This is a genomic window from Microbacterium oleivorans, assembly GCF_013389665.1.
Taxonomy (GTDB): Bacteria; Actinomycetota; Actinomycetes; order Actinomycetales; family Microbacteriaceae; genus Microbacterium; species Microbacterium oleivorans_C.
In genome coordinates this window covers 1,756,359-1,775,482 of the sequence record NZ_CP058316.1, presented here as the reverse complement: position 1 = coordinate 1,775,482, position 19,124 = coordinate 1,756,359, and the positions used below count along the sequence as shown (strand labels likewise).

19 protein-coding genes are annotated in these 19,124 nt (G+C 69.5%); 10 read left to right on the top strand and 9 right to left on the bottom strand.

Going from position 1 to position 19,124, the window contains the following annotated elements; all coding sequences use genetic code 11:
• Positions 1-20: 20 nt before the first annotated feature.
• Complete coding sequence (locus HW566_RS08450; protein ID WP_256728635.1) at positions 21-575, bottom strand: acyl-CoA thioester hydrolase/BAAT C-terminal domain-containing protein; 555 nt, start codon at positions 573-575, stop codon at positions 21-23.
• A gap of 320 nt (positions 576-895) precedes the next feature.
• Between HW566_RS08450 and HW566_RS08445 the strand changes: the two genes are divergently transcribed.
• The 9 genes from HW566_RS08445 to HW566_RS08405 all read left to right on the top strand — a co-directional run bounded on the left by HW566_RS08445 (position 896) and on the right by HW566_RS08405 (position 8,192).
• Positions 896-1,075, top strand: coding sequence for a helix-turn-helix domain-containing protein (locus tag HW566_RS08445; protein WP_178012031.1), 180 nt, complete (start codon positions 896-898; stop codon positions 1,073-1,075).
• A 352-nt stretch (positions 1,076-1,427) separates the two neighbouring features.
• A complete protein-coding gene (locus HW566_RS08440) occupies positions 1,428-1,922 on the top strand; it encodes a hypothetical protein (protein ID WP_178012029.1) in 495 nt (164 codons plus the stop codon).
• Between the two features lie 117 nt (positions 1,923-2,039).
• A complete protein-coding gene (locus HW566_RS08435) occupies positions 2,040-2,657 on the top strand; it encodes a copper resistance CopC family protein (protein ID WP_178012027.1) in 618 nt (205 codons plus the stop codon).
• Positions 2,658-2,668: 11 nt separating this feature from the next.
• Positions 2,669-3,214, top strand: coding sequence for a copper chaperone PCu(A)C (locus HW566_RS08430; protein ID WP_178012025.1), 546 nt, complete (start codon positions 2,669-2,671; stop codon positions 3,212-3,214).
• Positions 3,214-4,440 carry a Dyp-type peroxidase gene (locus tag HW566_RS08425; RefSeq protein WP_178012023.1) on the top strand — a complete coding sequence of 409 codons (1,227 nt, stop codon included), beginning with the start codon at positions 3,214-3,216 and terminating at the stop codon, positions 4,438-4,440. Before HW566_RS08430 ends, HW566_RS08425 begins: the two co-directional genes overlap by 1 nt.
• 8 nt (positions 4,441-4,448) lie before the next feature.
• The gene (locus HW566_RS08420) at positions 4,449-5,894 is read left to right on the top strand and encodes a PepSY-associated TM helix domain-containing protein (RefSeq protein WP_178012022.1); all 1,446 of its coding nucleotides are present in this window, start codon (positions 4,449-4,451) and stop codon (positions 5,892-5,894) included.
• Positions 5,895-6,192: 298 nt separating this feature from the next.
• Complete coding sequence (locus HW566_RS16075) at positions 6,193-6,471, top strand: recombinase family protein (protein WP_256728634.1); 279 nt, start codon at positions 6,193-6,195, stop codon at positions 6,469-6,471.
• Positions 6,472-6,801: 330 nt separating this feature from the next.
• On the top strand, positions 6,802-7,164 hold the full coding sequence (locus HW566_RS08410) for an ArsR/SmtB family transcription factor (protein ID WP_178012020.1): 363 nt from the start codon (positions 6,802-6,804) through the stop codon (positions 7,162-7,164).
• Between the two features lie 50 nt (positions 7,165-7,214).
• Positions 7,215-8,192: an SRPBCC family protein gene (locus HW566_RS08405; RefSeq protein ID WP_178012018.1), complete on the top strand. Its 978-nt coding sequence runs from the start codon at positions 7,215-7,217 to the stop codon at positions 8,190-8,192.
• A gap of 21 nt (positions 8,193-8,213) precedes the next feature.
• Here HW566_RS08405 and sufU read toward each other — a convergent pair whose 3' ends face one another.
• Positions 8,214-8,672, bottom strand: coding sequence for a Fe-S cluster assembly sulfur transfer protein SufU (gene sufU, locus HW566_RS08400; RefSeq protein ID WP_178012016.1), 459 nt, complete (start codon positions 8,670-8,672; stop codon positions 8,214-8,216).
• Positions 8,669-10,000, bottom strand: a complete 1,332-nt coding sequence (locus tag HW566_RS08395; protein ID WP_256728633.1) for a SufS family cysteine desulfurase — start codon at positions 9,998-10,000, stop codon at positions 8,669-8,671. Before HW566_RS08395 ends, sufU begins: the two co-directional genes overlap by 4 nt.
• A 167-nt stretch (positions 10,001-10,167) precedes the next feature.
• On the opposite strand from HW566_RS08395, the gene HW566_RS08390 reads away from it, so the two are divergent.
• Positions 10,168-11,100: a hypothetical protein gene (locus tag HW566_RS08390; RefSeq protein WP_178012014.1), complete on the top strand. Its 933-nt coding sequence runs from the start codon at positions 10,168-10,170 to the stop codon at positions 11,098-11,100.
• Positions 11,101-11,163: 63 nt separating this feature from the next.
• Here the strand turns inward: HW566_RS08390 and HW566_RS08385 are convergent, their stop codons facing one another.
• The 6 genes from HW566_RS08385 to HW566_RS08360 form a co-directional block, all read right to left on the bottom strand.
• Positions 11,164-13,215 (bottom strand): APC family permease, encoded by a 2,052-nt coding sequence (locus HW566_RS08385; protein ID WP_256728632.1) that lies wholly within the window; start codon positions 13,213-13,215, stop codon positions 11,164-11,166.
• Positions 13,216-13,311: 96 nt separating this feature from the next.
• On the bottom strand, positions 13,312-14,076 hold the full coding sequence (locus HW566_RS08380; protein WP_178012010.1) for a hypothetical protein: 765 nt from the start codon (positions 14,074-14,076) through the stop codon (positions 13,312-13,314).
• Positions 14,077-14,177: 101 nt separating this feature from the next.
• Positions 14,178-15,062: a hypothetical protein gene (locus HW566_RS08375; protein ID WP_178012008.1), complete on the bottom strand. Its 885-nt coding sequence runs from the start codon at positions 15,060-15,062 to the stop codon at positions 14,178-14,180.
• Entirely contained in the window at positions 15,059-16,273 is a 1,215-nt protein-coding gene (locus HW566_RS08370) for an amidohydrolase (RefSeq protein ID WP_178012006.1), read from the bottom strand. The genes HW566_RS08375 and HW566_RS08370 overlap by 4 nt, the downstream gene beginning before the upstream one ends.
• An 87-nt stretch (positions 16,274-16,360) precedes the next feature.
• The gene (locus HW566_RS08365; protein ID WP_178012004.1) at positions 16,361-17,365 is read right to left on the bottom strand and encodes a LacI family DNA-binding transcriptional regulator; all 1,005 of its coding nucleotides are present in this window, start codon (positions 17,363-17,365) and stop codon (positions 16,361-16,363) included.
• A gap of 14 nt (positions 17,366-17,379) precedes the next feature.
• The gene (locus HW566_RS08360) at positions 17,380-19,095 is read right to left on the bottom strand and encodes a glycoside hydrolase family 13 protein (protein ID WP_178012002.1); all 1,716 of its coding nucleotides are present in this window, start codon (positions 19,093-19,095) and stop codon (positions 17,380-17,382) included.
• Between the last annotated feature and the right edge of the window lie 29 nt (positions 19,096-19,124).

Sequence of the window (19,124 nt, the reverse complement as noted above, 5' to 3'; positions counted from 1 at the left end):
CCACGCGCAAAAGGGATCGGTCAGCGTGCGGATCTAAGCGCCGTTTCTATCGTGTTCCAGGCCCGCGCCCCGAGCGCCTTGTCTTCGGCTTCCGTGCCGCCGCGGAGCATCGGTGCGCCCCCGGTAACAGTGCGTTCGCCGGGAAGGATGGTCCGGTGTCCGGCCCGGGTCGCGACGATCAGCGCGGTGGCAAGGCCGACGCTTGCTCGCCGGGAACGGATGTTTTCGGCGTGTGGGACGCTTGGCCAGACCTGGTCGTCGCCGCCCGCGACGAGCACCAGCCGCTGGATACGCTCCACTGGAATCGAGGCCGCTGCGATGCCGTCGGAGAACGTCGCGCGCGAGCGTTCGTACAGCGGCCGGAAACGCGCTGGGGTCTCCTTGACGTATCCGTCCCAGTCGAACGGAAGGTATGGCACCGGCGCGTGGCCGAGCGTCCAGTGCGACGTCTCTCGTCGCTGCTCGTCGTACCCCGCCCACACCACGTCCGACGGCGCAAACGCGATCACGCCAGCGATGTCCCCGGAATGCGATCCTGTGAGAAGTGCGGCCTCAGAACCGAACGAGGTCCCCACCACCCACACGCGATCGCAATCCGATGCCAGGTGGTCGACCCGTCTGAGGAACGTTTCCAGGGGGATTTCCCACGGCCCAGCATGCTGCCCGGGCCCTCCGAGCCATCGGATGGACTCCGCGATACACCCTACTGTCGCAAACACTCGAGCACGGTCCTCGTCGATGCGCCCGCTCGAACCCGCGAGGACAAGCACGCCGTCCCCGTTTCGGACGTCCGGGTACCAGCGCACCCCGTCTGGGTCACTCAAAACAACTCGGCGCACACGATCATTCTTCCGTGCGATAGCCGGACCTCATCCGCGCCCGCACTCGCAAGGGCATGCACATCGCCAAAGCCGCCGGGAAACTCCGCGGCCGCCAGCCCAAGCTGAGCAAGACGAAACGGAAGCACCTCCTCGACCTCGCCGCCGCAGGCAAGCACACCCAAGCCGAACTCGCGGAACTGTTCGACGTGTCCCGCACCACGATCTACCGCGAGCTCAGCCGCGCAACGAACTGACGCGGATACGCTCGACAGCGCGGATGGTGCGTTGACCGGTTGAGATCACCATCGATTTCGGCGCACCACGGAAAGGACGCTCGGGACCACCGCCAGAAACGTGGGCCGGTACCTGGTTGTGGTGGCCCTTTTCGGTGGAGAGCCCGCGCTGCGGTGCCGCGGCGTCGCTTGGTCGGTCGGCGGCGTAGGTTCGGGGCATCAGGCTGCTTGAAGCTGACACAATGGGCGCATGCGTTCGTCGAGGGGGCCCCGCGTTATGCGGGGGTTGCTCGCTTCGTCGTTCGCTACTTTCATTGCGTTGATGTCTCACGTTGCGGCGGGTGGCACGGTCCCCGGGGTCCTCGGTGTCGTCGTGCCGTGGGTTCTCTCGCTGTTCGTGTGTGTGCTCCTCGCGGGCCGGGCGCTTTCGCTTGCGCGTCTCACCCTCGCCGTGATGCTGAGCCAGTCCCTGTTCCACGTTCTGTTCGTGCTGGGGTCCTTCTCGCCGAGCGGTTCGAGCAGCGTCGGGGGTCACCACAGCCATGCCCATTCGATGGTGATGACCGGCGGTGGCGCGATGACGTCCGCTCTGCACGGCGATGTATCGATGTGGCTGGCTCATGGGGTGGCCGCCGCGGTCACGGTCGCTGCCCTCTACCGGGGAGAGCGCGCGGCGCGCTCGATGCTTGAGCTGTTCGCGAAGCTGCGATCGTGGGTCAGGCTCGTGTTCGCCCGTCTGGTGGGCTTGGTGCTCGCCCCATCCCGCCGCAGAATCGCACCTGTTTTCTCCCTCACGCTCGTGCTGACGAGCGTGCTTCCGTTCGCGTCGGTATCTCGTCGCGGGCCCCCCTCGCTGTCGGCGCTCTGAGTTTCCTATCGCTGCGCTGCGGCGATGTTTCTGTGAGCTGAGCGGGCGGCTGCGGGCTGCCTGCCCCGGCATGCGTTGCGTGCCCGCGTCGCGGGTGTGCTTGTGAACGGTGGTCCGATGTCTCGTATCCGTACTCTTCTGGCGGCTGCTGCGGCCGCTGCGCTGCTGTCGTTGGCGTTCGCGTCTCCGGCGTACGCGCACGACGAGCTGGTGGGGAGTAGCCCTGCCTCAGGCGACAGGCTCGCCGGTGCCCCGGCGGAGATCACGCTAGATTTCTCAGCCGACGTGATGACAGTAGGGGCCGCGGTGATCATTGCCGACGGTCAGGGCCGGGACTGGGTGCTGGGCGAGCCGGCAGTGGATATGGGCCGGGTCACGGTGGTGGTCGACCCGGAGATGCCCGTTGCCGGTTACGAAATCCGGTGGCGGGTGGTGTCCTCTGACGGGCACCCCATCAGCGGTCTGATTCCGTTCACGATCGGTGATGCCGAGCCACTCACCCGCACCGCCGCCGCCACCCCCATCCCGGGGGCTCTCGCAGCCGGTGATGACACAGCAGATCAGGGAACACAGGAAACCAGCGGCGCTGTCCGCATCGCACTCATCGGCGCTGGGGGAGCGGCCGTAGCGGCCGTCTTCTTCATCGCCATCCATTTCATCCGCCGCCGGTTCGCTCGACGCGACACCGGCGGCACCAACGACCCCGCGCACACGGCCGGGTCGACACGCTCGTGAAAGGCACCCCTGTGAACACCAAGACCAACAGCATCCGTTTCGGCACCCTCATTGCCGCTGCCACCCTCATCCTTGCCGGATGCTCCTCCACAACCCCGACCGAGGAAGAAGCAGCCGCAGCGTCGATTGCCGGCGACAGCGTCCAGATCACCGACAGCTGGGTGAAGTCAGCTGACTCGGGAATGTCGGCGGCTTTCGGGGAGCTCACCAACGACTCCGACGCCGACGTGACCGTTGTCTCTGCGACCACGGAGGCATCGTCGATGCTCGAGCTGCACGAGACCGTCGAGAACGAGTCCGGCGAGATGGTCATGCGCCAGATCGAGGGCGGGTTCGTCATCCCCGCGGGAGGGTCGATGGACCTCGAGCCCGGCGGGAACCACATCATGCTCATGGACCTCACCGCCCCGCTCGTCGCCGGCGATGAGGTGACGTTCACCCTGACGTTCTCCGACGACTCGACGTACGAGTTCACCGCTCCGGTGAAGGACTACTCCGGCGCGAACGAGAACTACGAGGGCGGCGACATGGATATGGACATGGAAATGGATCACTGATGACAGTGCCCGACGAGGGCGCACGTCGAAAAGGCGCGACCCGGCGACAGTTCCTCTTCGGAGGAGCCGTCGCCGGCGTCGGCGCCGCCGCCGCGATCGGCATCGACCTTGCCCTGAACCAGAACCAGCAACCCGTCGAGGCGGGCGCATCCGTCCCCCTCAATGGCGATACCGTCGTGCCGTTCTACGGAGTGCATCAAGCCGGTATCGACACCGACGCCCAATCCAATGGCACTTTTATCGCCCTCGACCTCCACGACGACGTTGACAGTGACGGGCTGCGCCGGCTCATGCGAATCCTCACCGACGACGCCTCCCGCCTCACCCAGGGCGTGCCCGCACTTGCGGACTCTGAACCGGAGCTCGCAGCCACCCCGGCGCGGCTCACAGTCACGTTCGGGTTCGGACCTCGGTTCGTTGAGCGCGCTCAGGGGAGCGGTCCAGCCTGGTTGCGGCCGCTGCCGGCGTTCACAATTGACCGGTTGCAGCCGGAGTTCTCCGACGGTGACTTGCTCATCCAGCTTGCAGCGGATGACCCGATCACCCTCGCCCACGCGGTGCGGATGATGCTGAAAGACACCCGCAGCTTCGCGGAAGTGCGGTGGGTGCAGCAAGGGTTCCGGCAGGGCTACGGGTCGGTCGCGCCCGGCACCACGATGCGCAACCTGTTCGGCCAGGTCGACGGCACCACGAACCCGAAACCGGGCACGACGGACTTCGACGCTCTCGTGTGGAACACCAGCGGGTGGCTGACCGGTGGCACGAGCATGGTCGTGCGTCGCATTCACATGGACCTGGACAAGTGGGACCGTCTAGACCGTCCCGGACGTGAACAGTCCGTCGGACGGGACCTCACCAACGGGGCACCTCTGACCGGGACGAACGAGCACGACGAGCCGGACTTCACCGCCACCACCACGATCGGGTTCCCCGTCATCCCCGAGTTCTCCCACGTCCGCCGGTCTCGATCCGATGACACCCGTCAACGGATCTTCCGCCGCGCCTACAACTACGACATCCCACCCGGAAACGGGTCTGTGTCCGACTCCGGCCTGATCTTCGTGTCCTTCCAAGCCGACGTCGACGCCCAGTTCACCCCGTTGCAGAAACGCCTCGACGAACTCGACCTCCTCAACGAATGGACCGTCCCGATCGGTTCTGCTGTCTTCGCGATCCCGCCCGGCTGCGCCGAAGGCGGATACATCGGCGAAACCCTCCTCACCTGAAAGCACCCATGACCACCACCGCCACAGCCGTGTCCGACCAGGACACCCCGCCGCCCGCACCCCGCAGAAGGCGCGGCTGGTTCGGAGCGCTCATGCTCCGCATCCACTTCTACGCCGGCATCCTCGTCGGCCCGTTCATCCTCATCGCCGCCCTTAGTGGCGCCCTCTACGCCATTGCCCCAACGCTCGAGCAAGGCATCTACCAGCGGCAACTTCACGCCCCCGTCACAGACACCCGGCTCACCCTCGCCGAACAGATCACCATCGCCCAAGACCACATCGACGGGGAAGCAACGCTCTCCGCGGTCCGGCCCGCACCCGAACCCGGCGACACCACCCGGGTGATGTTCGCCCAAGAAGGGCTCGGCGGCAGCGAAACACGTGCCGTATTCATCGACCCCGGAACGGGCGAGATCCGCGGCGACGAAACCGTATACGGCACCAGCGGATCGCTGCCGTTCCGCACCTGGGTGAGCAACCTGCACCGAAACCTCAACCTCGGCGAACCCGGCCGTCTCTACAGCGAGCTCGCCGCCTCCTGGCTCGGCATCGTCGTCGCCGCAGGGCTCGCGCTCTGGATCATCCGCATCCGCAAGTCACGCACCAAGAAAGACTTCATCCGCCCGACCCGTAAGCACACCGGATACCGCCGCGTGTTCAGCTGGCATACCTCCATCGGCATCTGGGTGGCCCTCGGCGCCCTGTTCCTCTCCGCCACAGGCATCACCTGGTCCACCTACGCCGGCGCAAACGTCTCGGACCTCAGAACCGCTTTGGACTGGGGCACCCCCGCGGTGAACACCAACCTCACCGGGGAAGCATCCGGCGGCGGAGACCACTCGCACCACGGTGGTGCAGCTGCGGCGCCCACGGGGCAGGCCAACCCCGCGACATTCGACGAGGTCCTCGCGATCGCGCAACGCGTAAACGTGAATACCGGTCTGGTCCAGATCCTCCCTCCCGCAGAACCCGGCAGAGCATGGGTAGTGCAAGAGATCGATCGCGGATACCCCACCGAAGCCGACGCCGTCGCGATCGATGGAACGACCATGCAGGTCGTTGACCGGGTCGACTTCGCCAACTTCTCGCTGCCCGCAAAGCTCGCAACCTGGGGCATCGCGATCCACATGGGAACCATGTTCGGTATCGCCAACCAGATCGTGATGTTCCTCCTCGCCACAGGCATCGCCACAATGGTCGTCCTCGGCTACCTCATGTGGTGGAAACGCAGACCCGCCCGCGGCGGCGCAAAGGTCGGGAACCCGCCCCGACACGGCGCCCTCGACACCGCCCCGTGGTGGGGTATCGCGATCGTCGTCGCGGTCGCAATCGGCATAGGGTTCGCGTTCCCCCTGATCGGTTTCACCCTCGCCGGATTCGTGATCGTAGACGCAATAGTCAACGCCATACCGCGCCGCCCAGAGCGCGAACAAGCTACCGCCCCGCGAGGGTGACGGTAGGCGGGGTGCCACTTCCCTCCGGCATCCTGCGGTGGGGCGTCCGGGTGGTGCCGGACGCCCCACCAGCCCTGGACGCGCCCGGCGGCGCCTGATCACCCCGCATCGTAGGCGTCTCCCGGTTGATCACCACAACCCCCGAACTAGCGGGGCACCGTCAACCGCGCCGATAACGATCGTTTTCGGCGAGCTCATCGACGTCGACGAACAGCTGCGCGACACGTCAAGGACGGGCACGCCGAAACCCCCTGCCGAAACTGTTTCGAGCCGGAACCTCGGCAGTACCGTTTTCGGCATGGCACATGAAGTCGGGTACGCCCGAGTCTCGAAGCGGGAGCAGAACCCGGACGCGCAGGCGGCGGAACTCCGTGCCGCCGCCTGGGAGCGTGTCCTCGTCGACGACGGCGAATCGAGCCGGGTCATCGACCGCCCCCAGCGGTTGGCGTGCCTCGATCACCTGCAGCCGGGGGACACCCTCAAAGTACGCCGGCTCGATCGTCTTGCCGGCAGTGAGCGCATCTTGATTGAGACGCTTCAGGACCTCGATGCTCGCCAGATCAAATCGTCAGTCTGACGGAGCCGAAGATCGACACGACGTCACCGATGGGGGGATGCTCCCGCCGCGGGACGAGGTCGTGTTCGTGCGACCGCGGACCGCTGTCTCCGACGACGCGGGGATCGACGACATGGCGTTCTCCTACCTGTCCACCATGGCGTTCGCTCATCACCTGGCCCGGTACGGCGGTGAGGCACTGAGCGACACAGCGAGGCGACGCTTCCGGTCCGTGTCGGTGTTCGACGCGTCGGTGTGCCTGACGACGTGTACGACCTCGTCTCCGCAGACGGATGGCCGACTCGGCATCCCTCTTGACGCGCGCTCGGCCGGGCCTTAACGTGCAACCAAATGGTTGTAGAAAAAGCACCCCGAACCGAGCCGAGCGAGCTGAGCGATGACGAGATCGACCGCGTCTTCCACGCGCTGGCCGCGGCGACGCGTCGCGACATCCTGCGGCGCACGATCGAACGCGAGCAGTCGGTGTCGACCCTCGCGTCCGGGTACGAGATGTCGTTCGCTGCCGTGCAGAAGCACGTCGGCGTCCTCGAGGCCGCCGGCCTCATCGTCAAGCGCGCCGAGGGCCGGGAGCGGCTCGTGCGCGCGGATCCGGCCATGATCGCCCGCGCTCGCGGCCTGCTCGCGCGCTATGAAGACCTCTGGCGCGCCCGCATCGACCGCCTCGATGCGCTGCTCGCCGAGCCCGAAGACTGACCACGACCCACCCGCACCTCTCGCGCAGTATCCGTTCGAAGGAGAATCCGATGCCCGTCACCGACATCACCACCGATGCCGACAACCTCACGATGACGCTCGTGGCGGAGGTCGACGCCCCCGTCGAGCGCCTCTGGCGCGCGTTCACGCAGCCGGCGCAGCTCGAGCGGTTCTGGGGCCCTCCGGGCTGGCCGGCCACCTTCACCCGCTTCGAGTTCGAACCCGGCGGGCGCGCGCAATACGCCATGTCGAGCCCGCAGGGTGAGAAGTCCCGCGGCACGTGGGAGTTCATCGCGATCGACGAGGGACGCAGCTTCGAGGTGCTCGACGCGTTCGCCGACGAGGACGGCGAGCCGATGGCGCAGTTCCCGGCCATGCGCATGATCTTCTCGTTCGAGACGACCCCCGGCGGATCGCGACTGACCAACATCACCTACTTCACCTCTGCCGAGGCGCTCGAGCAGGTCATCGCGATGGGCGCGATCGAGGGATCGCGCCTCGCGATGGGCCAGCTCGACGCCGTCGTGCAGGATCTCCGCGCCTACGCGCAGGGAGTGGGCACCCGCATCGAGCTGCTCGACGACACGCACGTGCGCATCACGCGCCTCATCGACGGCCCCCGCGATCTCGTGTGGCGTGCCCATCACGAGACCGAGCTGCTGAAGAAGTGGATGCTCGGCCCGGACGGCTGGTCGATGACGGTGGCCGAGCCCGCGACGCAGGTCGGCGCGAGCTTCCGGCAAGCCTGGGAGCAGGACGGCGCACCCGAGACGGCGTTCGGGTTCGAGGGCGAGCTGCTGCAGTTCGACGCCCCGCGCCGTGCGGTCACGACCGAACGGATGTCGGGGACCGAGGGCCCCGTTACCATCAACGACCTGCAGCTCTACGAGGAGGACGGCGTGACGCTGCTGACGCTGCTGATCGAGTACCCCGACAAGCAGACGCGCGACATGATCCTCGACACCGGCATGGCCGAGGGCATGGAGACCTCCTACGCCCGCCTCGAGTCGGCGGTGCTGTCAGGCTGAGGCCGCTCGAGGACGGCCTCGTCAGGCTCGGGCGAGGCCGTCCTCGAGGGCGACCCAGGCGAGCATCGCGCACTTGACGCGCGCCGAGAACTTCGAGACGCCCGACAGGGCCGCTGCGTCGCCGAAGGTCTCCTCGTCAAGGGGGATCGTGCCGCGGGAGCGCAGCGCCGCCCGGAAGCCCTCGATCAGCGCGATCGCATCCGCCCGCGACATCCCGTCGCCCTCGACCTCTTCGGCCACGAGCGAGGCGAGCATCGATGCCGACGCCTGCGAGATCGAACAGCCGACGCCCTCCCACGAGACCTCGGTCACGCGGTCGCCCTCGACGGCGACGCGGAGGGTGATCTCGTCGCCGCAGACGGGGTTCTTCTGGTGCGAGTCGGCGTGCGCCGCCGCCCCCACGTCGTGCAGCGGGTTGCCGACCGGGTGCTTCGAATGGTCGAGGATGAGCTCCTGGTACAGCGAGTCCAGACCGGTCATGCGCGCGCCCCCTCGGCCTCGTCGGTGACGCCGAAGAAGCCGCGGATGCCGCGTACCGCGTCGAGGAACAGGTCGACGTCGTCCTCGGTGTTGTACAGCGCGGTCGACGCGCGGACGGATGCCGTCATCCCGAACTGCCGGTGAAGCGGTGCGGCGCAGTGGTGCCCGACCCGCACGGCGATGCCCTGGGCGTCGAGGAACTGCCCGGCGTCGTGCGCGTGCACGCCCGCGACGTCGAACGACCACAGGCCGACGCGATCGACACCGGCCGCGTCGCCCAGCAGCCGGATGCCGGGGATCTCGCGCAGGCCCGCCGCCATGCGCTCGGCGAGGGCGCTCTCGTGGGCGTGGATGTTCTCGAGGCCGACGCGGTCGAGATAGCGCACCGCCTCGGCTAGCCCGATCGCCGGCCCGACGGGCTGGGTGCCCGCTTCGAAGCGCTGCGGCGGGGGCAGGTACTCGGCGCCCTCGAGGGTCACCGTGGTGATCATCGACCCCCCGGTGAGGAACGGCGGCAGGGCCTCGAGCACCTCGGCGCGGCCGTAGAGGCCGCCGATCGCGTAGGGGCCGAGCATCTTGTGGCCGCTGAAGACGGCGAGGTCGACGCGCAGCGCCGGCAGATCCAGGGGCAGGTGCGGGGCGGACTGGCAGGCATCGAGCACGGTCGTCGCGCCCACCGCTTCGGCCAGGGCGACGAGCTCGGCGACCGGGTTGACGATGCCGAGCACGTTGGACACGTGCGTGAAGGCGACGATGCGCGTGCGCTCGCCGATGAGGGATGCTGCGGCATCCAGGTCGAGCGTGCCGTCGGCGCGCGCGGGGATGTGTCGCAGCACCGCGCCGGTGCGGGCTGCGAGCTCCTGCCAGGGGATGAGGTTCGCGTGGTGCTCGATGGCCGTCGTGACGATCTCGTCACCGGGGGCGAGCGCGAAGCGGGCGGAGGCCGGGGCGCCGCGACCGAGCGTCGCGTTGCCGATCGCATAGGCCACGAGGTTCAGCCCCGCGGTGGCGCCGCTGGTCCAGACCAGCTGGTCGGGCTGGGCACCGACGAAACCGGCGACCGCCGCGCGGGAATCCTCGAACAGATCGGTCGCCTCCGCCGCGAGCGTGTGCGCGCCGCGGTGCACGGCGGCGTTCGCGTGGGTGAGGAAGTCGCGCTCGGCGTCGAGGACGGCCAGCGGCTTCTGGCTGGTCGCCGCGGAGTCGAGGTACACCAGGCGGTGGCCGTTCACCTCTTCCGACAGGATCGGGAAGTCGGTGCGCAGGGTCACCGCGTCGAGCGGGCTGACGACTCCCGGCGCGGGAGCGGGCACGGCAGAAGATGTCACCGTCCTAGGCTACGCCCGCGCGCCGGGCCGAGCTCGGTCGGGCTCATCGGGCGCCGAGAACGCACCCGCTCGGCCAGCACCTACCGTGCGGGGTGCGCGCTCGCGGTGTCGGTACGCGCTCGCGACCGGCCACGGCGGGGCGCCGGCGCGGCTGGCACGATGGGGGCATGAGTGAGACCGAACTGCACGATGCGGCCCGAGACCGCGCCCGGCGCGATCAGCTGGCCTCCCACGCCGACGCCGCCCGCGGCCTCGTGGAGCAGCGCGAGCGCGAGCTCGCCGAGATGCAGCAGAAGCTGCGCATCGAGACGGCCGATGTCCGTCGCCTCGAGCGCTTCTCGCCCGCGCAGGTGTGGGGGTTGCTGCGCGGCGACATCGACGACAAGCTCTCCGTCGAACGGGCGGAGCAGTCGGCCGCCGAGCACGCCGTCGACGGCGCGACCCAGCGGCTCGACTACGCCCGTGCCGACCTCGCGCGCATCGAGGGCGAGATCGCCGCGCTCGGAGACGTCGACACCGCCTACGCCGCGGCCCTCGGCGACCGGGAACAGCTGCTCCGTGATGCGGGGACGGATGCCGCGGCCGAGCTGACTCGGCTCGACGCCGAGGCCGGCGAGCTCGCCGCGCAGGTCCGCGAGATCTCCGAGGCGACGGCGGCTCTGCACGAGGCGCAGGCCGCCCTCGCGGCGGCTCAGTCGGCCCTCGACTCCGCCGGCGGCTGGTCGACCTACGACACCTTCTTCGGCGGCGGCATGGTGGCGGACTGGATGAAGCACGATCGCATCGGGGCGTCGACGCGGGCGTTCACGGTCGTCAACCGGGCCCTCGAGAGTCTTGCGACCGAGCTGGCCGACATCGATGCGCCGCCGGTGCAGGGCGTCCGGATCTCGGAGTCGCTCGCGGTGTTCGACGTGCTGTTCGACAACGTCTTCTCGGACTGGGCGGTGCGCGAGCGGATCGCCCAGGCGCGGGCCGCGGCATCCGATCTCGGTCTGCGTCTCGATGGGCTCGACGCCTACCTCGCCGAGCGCGAGACCGCGGTCGCGGTGCGCACCGCCGACCTGATCACACGGCGCGAACAGCTGATCCTGGAGCGCTGATCGCGGAGCGGTGAGCCCGCGCCGACTCCTGGATCCCAGGTCGCCGGGCGTCACCCCGCCGGATCAGCGGTCGTCGGACGCCTCGGTGTGGGCGACCAGCCCGTAGGTCGTCGATGCGCGCCCGGCGCGGTCGTCGCCGGGCAGCGGGCGCGAGCGCCGGCCGTAGACGATCTCGGACGAGTCGAGCAGCCACGGCACGAGCGTGATCTGCACGCCGTGCACCATCATCAGCTGCTGCGCGATGCGTCGCGCGCGCCGGTTGTGCAGGAATGTCTCCCACCAGTGACCGACGATGTACTGCGGCAGGTACACGGTCACGACCGACGAGCCGTGCTTCTCGCGGTACGCGCGGATGAAGGTCGCGAGCGGCGCGGCGTACTGGCGGTACGGCGATTCGATGATGACGAGCGGTACCGGCATCCCGTGCACCTCCCAGTCGGTCTGAACGTCGTGCACCGACTCCTTCGACACCGCCACATGCACCGCGATCGTCTTGTCGTGCTTCGCCGACAGGGCGTAGTCCACCGCCTTGGCGACGGGCTTCTGCAGGCGGTTGACCAGGACGAGGGCGACGTCGCCGCTCGAGCCGAAGTGCACGCCGTCGTCCATCGCGATCTCGTGCTCGACGTCGCGGTAGTACCGGCTGACGCCCACCATCAGGAACGCCAGGATCGGGATCGCGATGAAGATGAGCCAGGCACCGTGCGTGAACTTCGTCACCGTCACGATGAGGAGCACGGCGACGGTGAAGGTTGCGCCGATGCCGTTGATGACCAGGCCCCGGCGGGCCCCGGCGCGCTCGGCGGAGGCCTGCGGATGCAGCAGCCGCAGCTCGCGGCGCCAGTGCCGCACCATGCCGATCTGGCCGAGCGAGAACGACACGAACACCCCGATGATGTACAGCTGGATCAGCGTGGTGAGGTCGGCCTGGAAGACCACCAGCACGAGGATGGCGGCGAGCCCGAGGATGATCATGCCGTTGGAGAACACGAGGCGATCACCGCGCGTGTTGAGCGACTTCGGCGCGTAGCCGTCGCGCGCGAGCACGGCGCCCAAAAGCGGGAATCCGTTGAACGCCGTGTTGGCGGCGAGGAGGAGGACGCAGGCGGTGGCCGCCTGGATGATGAAGAACGGGATGGAGCCCATCCCGAACGTCGCCGCCGCGATCTGGGCCATCAGGCTCGGCTGCGGCTGGGTGGCGCAGTCGAAGCCGATGAGGGCGCAAGGGTCTTCGGCGTAGTGGACGCCGGTGATGAGGCCGAGCGCCGTCAGGCCCGAGAAGAGCAGGATGGCGATCGTGCCCATCAGCACGAGGGTCGTCTGCGCGTTGGCGACCTTGGGCGCCCGGAACGCGGGCACCCCGTTCGACACCGCCTCGACGCCGGTGAGCGCCGAGCAGCCGCTCGAGAACGCGCGCAGCACGAGCAGGATGAGGGCGACCTGGGTGAGGCTCTCTCCCTCGATCGCGTACTGCGCGCTCGAGGCGACCGGGGCATCTCCCAGCAGGACCCGCACGAGGCCGGTGACGATCATGACCGCGACGGATCCGATGAAGATGTACGTGGGCACCGCGAACGCCGACGACGCCTCGCGCACGCCGCGCAGGTTCACCAGGATGATCAGCACGACGAAGCCGACGGCGAGCTCGACGCGCCATGCGTCGAGGAACGGCAGCGCCGAGATGATGTTGTCGACGCCCGAGGCGACGGAGACGGCCACGGTCAGGATGTAATCCACCAGAAGGGCCGCAGCGACGACGACGCCGGCCTTCTCGCCGATGTTCGTGCGGGCGACCTCGTAGTCGCCGCCACCGGAGGGATAGGCCTTGATGAGCTGGCGGTAGCTGAGCACGACGACGATCAGCAGCGCGACCACGGCCAGCGCGACCCACGGGCTGAAGGCGAGCATCGCGGTGCCGCCGATGGCCAGGATCATCAGCAGTTCCTGCGGCGCATAAGCCACCGACGACAGCGCGTCGGAGGCGAAGATCGGCAGCGCCCGACGCTTGGGAAGGAGCTGATCGTCGAGCTTCTCGGATTCGAGGGGATCGCCGATGAGGATGCGCTTCGCGATCGGCGTGGATTCCTCGCCCGGTTCGCGACTGTCAGTGGTCACGGCGGGCGACACTACGCCTGCCGCGGCATCCTGCGCAATCTCGCCACGCCGAGCGTCACCAGAGCGTTGCCGAGCCGTCGCCTTCCGCGTTCGGGATCACAGCCGGCTGTACGGTCGGTACAGGATCTCAGTGACCCCTGAGCCCGCCTTCGTGTCCGCGAAAACGCTGTAGGACAGCACTTCCACCGCGCCGTCGGGGTGGGAGAAATCGGTGCGGTCGATATCGAAGACGAAGCGCACCTCTGTCTCGTCGTCGGACATCGACCACTCGTCGTCCGGACCGTTCGAGCGCACCGCATCCGCGGTCGCGCCGATGGCGAGCGCGAACTCGGGCGTCACCGGAACCCCACTCACGTCGTTCGACCGGATGCTGATCCACGTCGGGATGCTGTACTCGGCGCGCGGCTTGTCGCCGGGGACCTCGACCATGTCGTACAGCGTGAAACCGCTCCAGTCGTAGGTCGTGTAGTCCGGGAAGTGGTTCCCGTCCCCGGGGTACACGCCGACGTCGGGCTCGGCCCCGAAGGCCTCGGTCAGCGCGGTCACCGCGGGCCCGACTTCGTCGCGCCAGCGGAACTCGAGCATCGGCGACCCGTCGTCGCCGGCGATCGTGAAGCCGGTCGCGGCCATGACGACCTCGCTGGCGCGCGGCGCGCTCTCGGTCGGCGTGGGCGTCGGTGCCGAGGTCGGTGCCGTGGTCGCGGGCGCGGCGGTCGGGGTCGGGGCGGGAGACGAGGGAGCCGCCGCGGGCTGCGCAGCGCGTTGCGCGAAGATGAACACGGCGACCGCCGCTGCGATCAGGATCACCGTCACGATGCTTGCGATGATGATCATCGTCCGGCGGGATCTCGCTGTTGCCATGCCTGCAATCCTGGCAGGGGCCCGGGCCGGAGGGAGTCGTCAGACCCCGCCCGGGCGCAACGAATCCATCACGACACGCCGGCCGCCTTCCGCGCCGCGGATCAGCCGGCGCGGAAGGTGTAAGTGACGGTGACCTTGCTGCCCTCGACGGTCACGGCCGCACCGAAACGGCGCTCACCGTCCTGGTAGAAGGTGTTGCGGTCCGAGCCGAAGACGAACGACCCGCCCTGGCCGGAGTCCGGGCCCAGCGCGGCGATCTCATCGGCGGACATGTCGAGGTCGATCCCGAACTCGTCCGTCACGGGCACGTCGATGTCGGAGTCGAACGACACGAAGGTCGGGGCCGGAACCTCGGCGCGCGGCCGGTTGCCGGCGCTGAGGAAGACGTCGTAGAGGCGGAAGCCCTCCCACACGTAGATGTCGTACGCGTAGTTCTCGGCATCGCCGTTCTGGAAGTCCTCCGTCGGCGCCGCCCCGAAGAGCTCGGTGAGCGCGGCGACGGCGGGGGCGGCGTCATCCGCCCACGCGTGGGTGAAGACCGTGGTGCCGGCGTCGTCGGAGATCGTGAAACCGTCGGCGTTCACGCCGATGCCGGCCGTCGCGGCCTCGGCCGTCGGTGATGCCGAGGGGGCCTGCGGCGCTCCGGTCTGCTGCGGAATGGCCCCGGTCGCGGGCGCCGTCGGCACCGGGACGGCCGCCGGCTCCTGCTGCTGTGACTGCTGCGTGAGGTAGATCACGAGCACCACGACGACCGCGACGACGAGCGCTCCCGCGATGCCGGCGAGGATGGCGAGGGTGCGGCGGTCGCCGCCCTCGTGGCTGCCGCGATCCGGCCGCCCGTCGGGCCAGTCCGCCATCGGCTTGGGCTCGCGCGGCGGCTTGGGCTCGCGCGGCGCCTTCTCGGGCTTCTCGCGCTTGCCGCGCTCGGGCTTGGGCGGCGGCTCGTAGGGTTCGAAGTCGGCGAACGGGTCGTTGGGATCGCTCACGCGAGGAACTCCTTGGCTGCCACGACGAGGTTCTCGACACCACGCTCGATCGTGGGGTGCATGACCGGCGCGAAGAAGGGCGAGTGGTTGGTCGGGATGTCGCGCTCGACGGTGCCGGCCGCGACGGCATCCGCGAACTTCTGCGGGTCGACGCCGCCCCAGAACCAGAACACCAGCGGCGCGCCGGCCTCGCGCGCGAACCACGAGACGTCCTCGCTGCCGGTGAACATGCCGGGGTCCACGACGCTTCCGGGCCCGAAGGCGCGCTCGAAGGCGGTGGTCAGGCGCGCGGTCGCGGTGTGGTCGTTGATGGTGGGCGGAAGCGTGTGGTCGACCGTGATCGTGGGCTCGGTCTCGGCGCCGGAGGCGAGGGCCTCGGCACGGATGACGCGCTCGACCTTGGACATCACGCGCTCGCGCGCCGCATCGTCGGGGTAGCGCAGGCTCAGCTCGAGCTTCGCCTCGGCGGGGATGATGTTGTTCTTCAGCCCCGCGTGGATTGAGCCGACCGTCACGACGGCGACATCCCGCGGGTCGACCTCGCGTGAGACGACGGTCTGCAGGCGCATCACGGTCGCCGCCGCCATCACCACGGGGTCGATCGTCGAGTGCGGGCGCGAGCCGTGTCCGCCTCGGCCGTGCAGGACGACGCTCAGCCCGTCGGAGGCCGCCATCTGGGTTCCGGGACGCACGCCGATGACGCCGGCGGGGAGCGGGGTGACGTGCTGGCCGAGCACGATGTCGGGCTTCGGGAAGCGCTCGAGCACGCCGTCGGCGATCATCGCCTGCGAGCCGGCGCCATATTCCTCCGCGGGCTGGAAGACGGCGACGACGGTGCCCGACCACTCGTCGCGCGCCGCGATGAGCTGCTCGAGTGCGCCGAGGAGGGCCGTGACGTGCATGTCGTGGCCGCACGCGTGCATGACCGGCACGTCGTTGCCGGCGGGGTCGACGCCGCGCGCGGTCGAGGCGTAGTCGAGCCCCGTCTGCTCGGGGACGGGCAGACCGTCCATGTCGGCGCGCAGCCACACCACCGGGCCGTCGCCGTTGCGGACGGCGGTCGCCAGGCCCGTCCGGCCGATGCCCTCTTCGTACTCGAGGCCGAGCTCCGCAAGCTTCGCGCCGATGACGGCGGCCGTGCGGGTCTCCTGGAACGACAGTTCCGGGTGGCGGTGCAGGTCGGTGTAGAGCGCGTCCAGATCCAAGGCCATGATCCGAGCCTACGGGAGGCCGCCTGCGCGTTGCCGGGGCCCGCGATGCAGGTCGGACCGCGTCACACGGCGCGCTGGGGCCGCGAGTCAGGCGGGCGGCGCCGTGCTCGACCGTTCCACGAGGGCGAAGTCGAGGCCGGCCGGAGGACCGGACGCCGCACCGTGCAGCGCGGCGATCATCGCCGAGGCCACACGCTCGCCCTGTCGGCCCGGGAACTGATCCACCGTCGTGAGGCCGAAGAACGCCCCGAGGTCGTGGCCGTCGACCCCGACGATCGACACGTCCTCGGGCACGCGCAACCCGAGCTCGCGCGCGGCGAGCATCGCCCCGATCGCCATCTCGTCCGAGGCCGCGAAGATCGCGGTGGGGCGGGCCTCGGCATCCCGGAGCAGTCGCGTCGCGGCCTCGTGCCCGCCGGCCATCGTGAAGTCTGCGGCGGCGAAGCGGTCGGGGTGCGCCGCGACACCGGCCTCGCTCAGCGCCGTCTCGAAGCCGAGGCGGCGTCGGGTGGGGATGTGGAAGTCGCCCTCGAACTGGGGATGCAGACCGATGTGGGCGATGTCGCGGTGCCCGAGCCCGAGCAGGTGCTCGGTGGCCGTCCGCGCCACCTCGATCTCGTCGACGGTGAGCGATCGCAGACCGGCCAGCTGGCCGCCCATGGCGATCACCGGCAGGCCGAGGTCGCCGAGCTGTGCGATCTCGTCGCGCGCGAGAGCCATCGACACGACGATGACCCCGTCGACGCGCTGGCGGCGAAGCGAGGTCGCGAACACGCGGCTGCGCTCGTCGGCCTCGGCGGTCAGGGCGTACAGCGCGACGTCGTAGTCGGCGCGCTGCAAGGTCGCCGCGATGCCGGTGAGCACGCGCGAGAAGAACCAGCGGTCGAGGATCGGCACGAGCACGCCGATGTTGCTCGTGCGGCCCGTGGCCAGGCTCGACGCGGCCGACGACACGACGTAGCCGAGCTCGGATGCCGCCTGCAGCACGCGTTCGCGCGTCGCGGGCGACACCGGGCCGCGGCCGCTGAGGGTGCGGGAGACGGTCGCCGTCGAGACCTCCGCGCGTCGCGCGACGTCGTCGATGCCGACCATCTCCCGCTCCCCCGTCAGCTCGCGCGGATCCAGACCGCCGCGTCGACGGGCAGCTCGGCCCCGTCGCCGCCGGTGCCGGCGAGGTCCGCGACGCTCGCGACCAGGATCTCACCGGCGGGCAGCGCGACCGGGGAGGACCCGGTGTTCGCCACGACGAGCACGTCGCCGTTGCGGAACCCGATGACCTCGTCGCCCAGGTGCAGGTCGACCCATTCGAGAGCGCCGGCTCCGAGGTCGAATCGGCGGCGCGCCGACAGCAGCTCGCGGTACAGCGACAGGGTCGAGCCGGGCTCGCCGACCTGGGCCGAGCGGGCGAGCGCCCGCCACTCCTCGGGCTGCGGCAGCCACGAGGCGCCGGTCGGGCTGAATCCGTAGCCGGGCGCGTCCGCCTCCCACGGGATGGGTACGCGGCATCCGTCGCGGCCGTAGCGCTCGCCGTTCGTCCGGAACCAGGTCGGGTCCTGGCGCGCGTCGTCGGGCAGGTTCACGACCTCGGGCAGGCCGAGCTCCTCGCCCTGGTAGAGGTAGGCCGAGCCGGGGAGCGCGAGCATGAGTGTGGTCGCGGCGCGGGCGCGCGCGAGGCCCACGACGGCGTCGGGCTGGCCGGGGGAGTCGGGCCCGAGGCCGTGTCCCTGCGGGTTCTCGGCGGTCAGCGCCAGGCGAGAGGCGTGGCGGACCACGTCGTGGTTCGACAGCACCCAGGTGGCGGGAGCGCCGACGGCGGGGAAGGCGCGGAGCGACTCCGAGATGACCTCGGTCAGGTGAGCGGCATCCCATTCGGTCTGCAGGTACGGGAAGTTGAACGCCTGGTGCATCTCGTCCTGGCGGACCCAGAGTGCGGTCTCGTCGACGGTCGGCAGCCACGCCTCGGCGCAGAGCGCACGGTCGCCGTCGTATTCGGCGAGGATGCGGTTCCACCGGCGGTAGATGTCGTGCACGCCCTCCTGGCCCCAGTACGGGACGTCGGCGCTGTCGCCGCCCATCGAGCCGGCGTCCTCGGCCGGGACGAAGTCGGGGAGGCCCTCGGACTTCACCAGCCCGTGTGCGACGTCGACGCGGAACCCGTCGACGCCCCGATCGAGCCAGAATCGCAGGATCCGCTCGAACTCGTCGCCCACCTCGGGGTTGGACCAGTCGAAGTCGGGCTGCGTCGCATCGAACAGGTGCAGGTACCACTGGCCGGGCGTGCCGTCGGGGTTCGTCGTCCGCGTCCAGGCGGGGCCGCCGAAGACCGACTCCCAGTTGTTCGGAGCCTCGGCGCCGTTCTCGCCTCTGCCGTCGCGGAAGATGTAGCGGGCGCGCTCGGTGCTGCCGGGGGCGGCGTCGAGCGCCTGCTGGAACCAGACGTGCTGGTCGGAGGAGTGGTTCGGGACGAGGTCGACGATGACACGGATGCCGCGGGCGTGCGCCTCGTCGAGCATCGCGTCGGCGTCGTCGAGGGTTCCGAAGAGCGGGTCGACGTCGCAGTAATCGGCCACGTCGTAGCCGGCATCCTTCTGCGGCGAGCGGAAGAAGGGACTCAGCCACACCGCGTCGACCCCGAGCTCGGCGAGCTCGGCGAGGCGGGAGGTGATGCCGGCGAGGTCGCCGATGCCGTCGCCCGAGGCGTCGGCGAACGAGCGCGGGTAGATCTGGTAGATCACCGCAGTGCGCCACCATTCGGCGCCGGGGCGGGAGATCCCGATCGGGGAGAGGGTGGATTCCACGGTGTCCACGGAGGAGGAGGTCATGGGCGCCAGCCTACTGCAAGCGCTTGCAG

What these genes read in the sequence shown, in the direction of transcription:
- HW566_RS08380 (WP_178012010.1), bottom strand. Translation starts at nt 14,076, where the DNA reads ATGGCAACAGCGAGATCCCGCCGGACGATGATCATCATCGCAAGCATC.
- HW566_RS08435 (WP_178012027.1), top strand. Translation starts at nt 2,040, where the DNA reads ATGTCTCGTATCCGTACTCTTCTGGCGGCTGCTGCGGCCGCTGCGCTG.
- HW566_RS08410 (WP_178012020.1), top strand. Translation starts at nt 6,802, where the DNA reads ATGGTTGTAGAAAAAGCACCCCGAACCGAGCCGAGCGAGCTGAGCGAT.
- HW566_RS08420 (WP_178012022.1), top strand. Translation starts at nt 4,449, where the DNA reads ATGACCACCACCGCCACAGCCGTGTCCGACCAGGACACCCCGCCGCCC.
- HW566_RS08365 (WP_178012004.1), bottom strand. Translation starts at nt 17,365, where the DNA reads ATGGTCGGCATCGACGACGTCGCGCGACGCGCGGAGGTCTCGACGGCG.
- HW566_RS08370 (WP_178012006.1), bottom strand. Translation starts at nt 16,273, where the DNA reads ATGGCCTTGGATCTGGACGCGCTCTACACCGACCTGCACCGCCACCCG.
- HW566_RS08425 (WP_178012023.1), top strand. Translation starts at nt 3,214, where the DNA reads ATGACAGTGCCCGACGAGGGCGCACGTCGAAAAGGCGCGACCCGGCGA.
- HW566_RS08445 (WP_178012031.1), top strand. Translation starts at nt 896, where the DNA reads ATGCACATCGCCAAAGCCGCCGGGAAACTCCGCGGCCGCCAGCCCAAG.
- HW566_RS08390 (WP_178012014.1), top strand. Translation starts at nt 10,168, where the DNA reads ATGAGTGAGACCGAACTGCACGATGCGGCCCGAGACCGCGCCCGGCGC.
- HW566_RS16075 (WP_256728634.1), top strand. Translation starts at nt 6,193, where the DNA reads ATGGCACATGAAGTCGGGTACGCCCGAGTCTCGAAGCGGGAGCAGAAC.
- HW566_RS08360 (WP_178012002.1), bottom strand. Translation starts at nt 19,095, where the DNA reads ATGACCTCCTCCTCCGTGGACACCGTGGAATCCACCCTCTCCCCGATC.
- HW566_RS08405 (WP_178012018.1), top strand. Translation starts at nt 7,215, where the DNA reads ATGCCCGTCACCGACATCACCACCGATGCCGACAACCTCACGATGACG.
- sufU (WP_178012016.1), bottom strand. Translation starts at nt 8,672, where the DNA reads ATGACCGGTCTGGACTCGCTGTACCAGGAGCTCATCCTCGACCATTCG.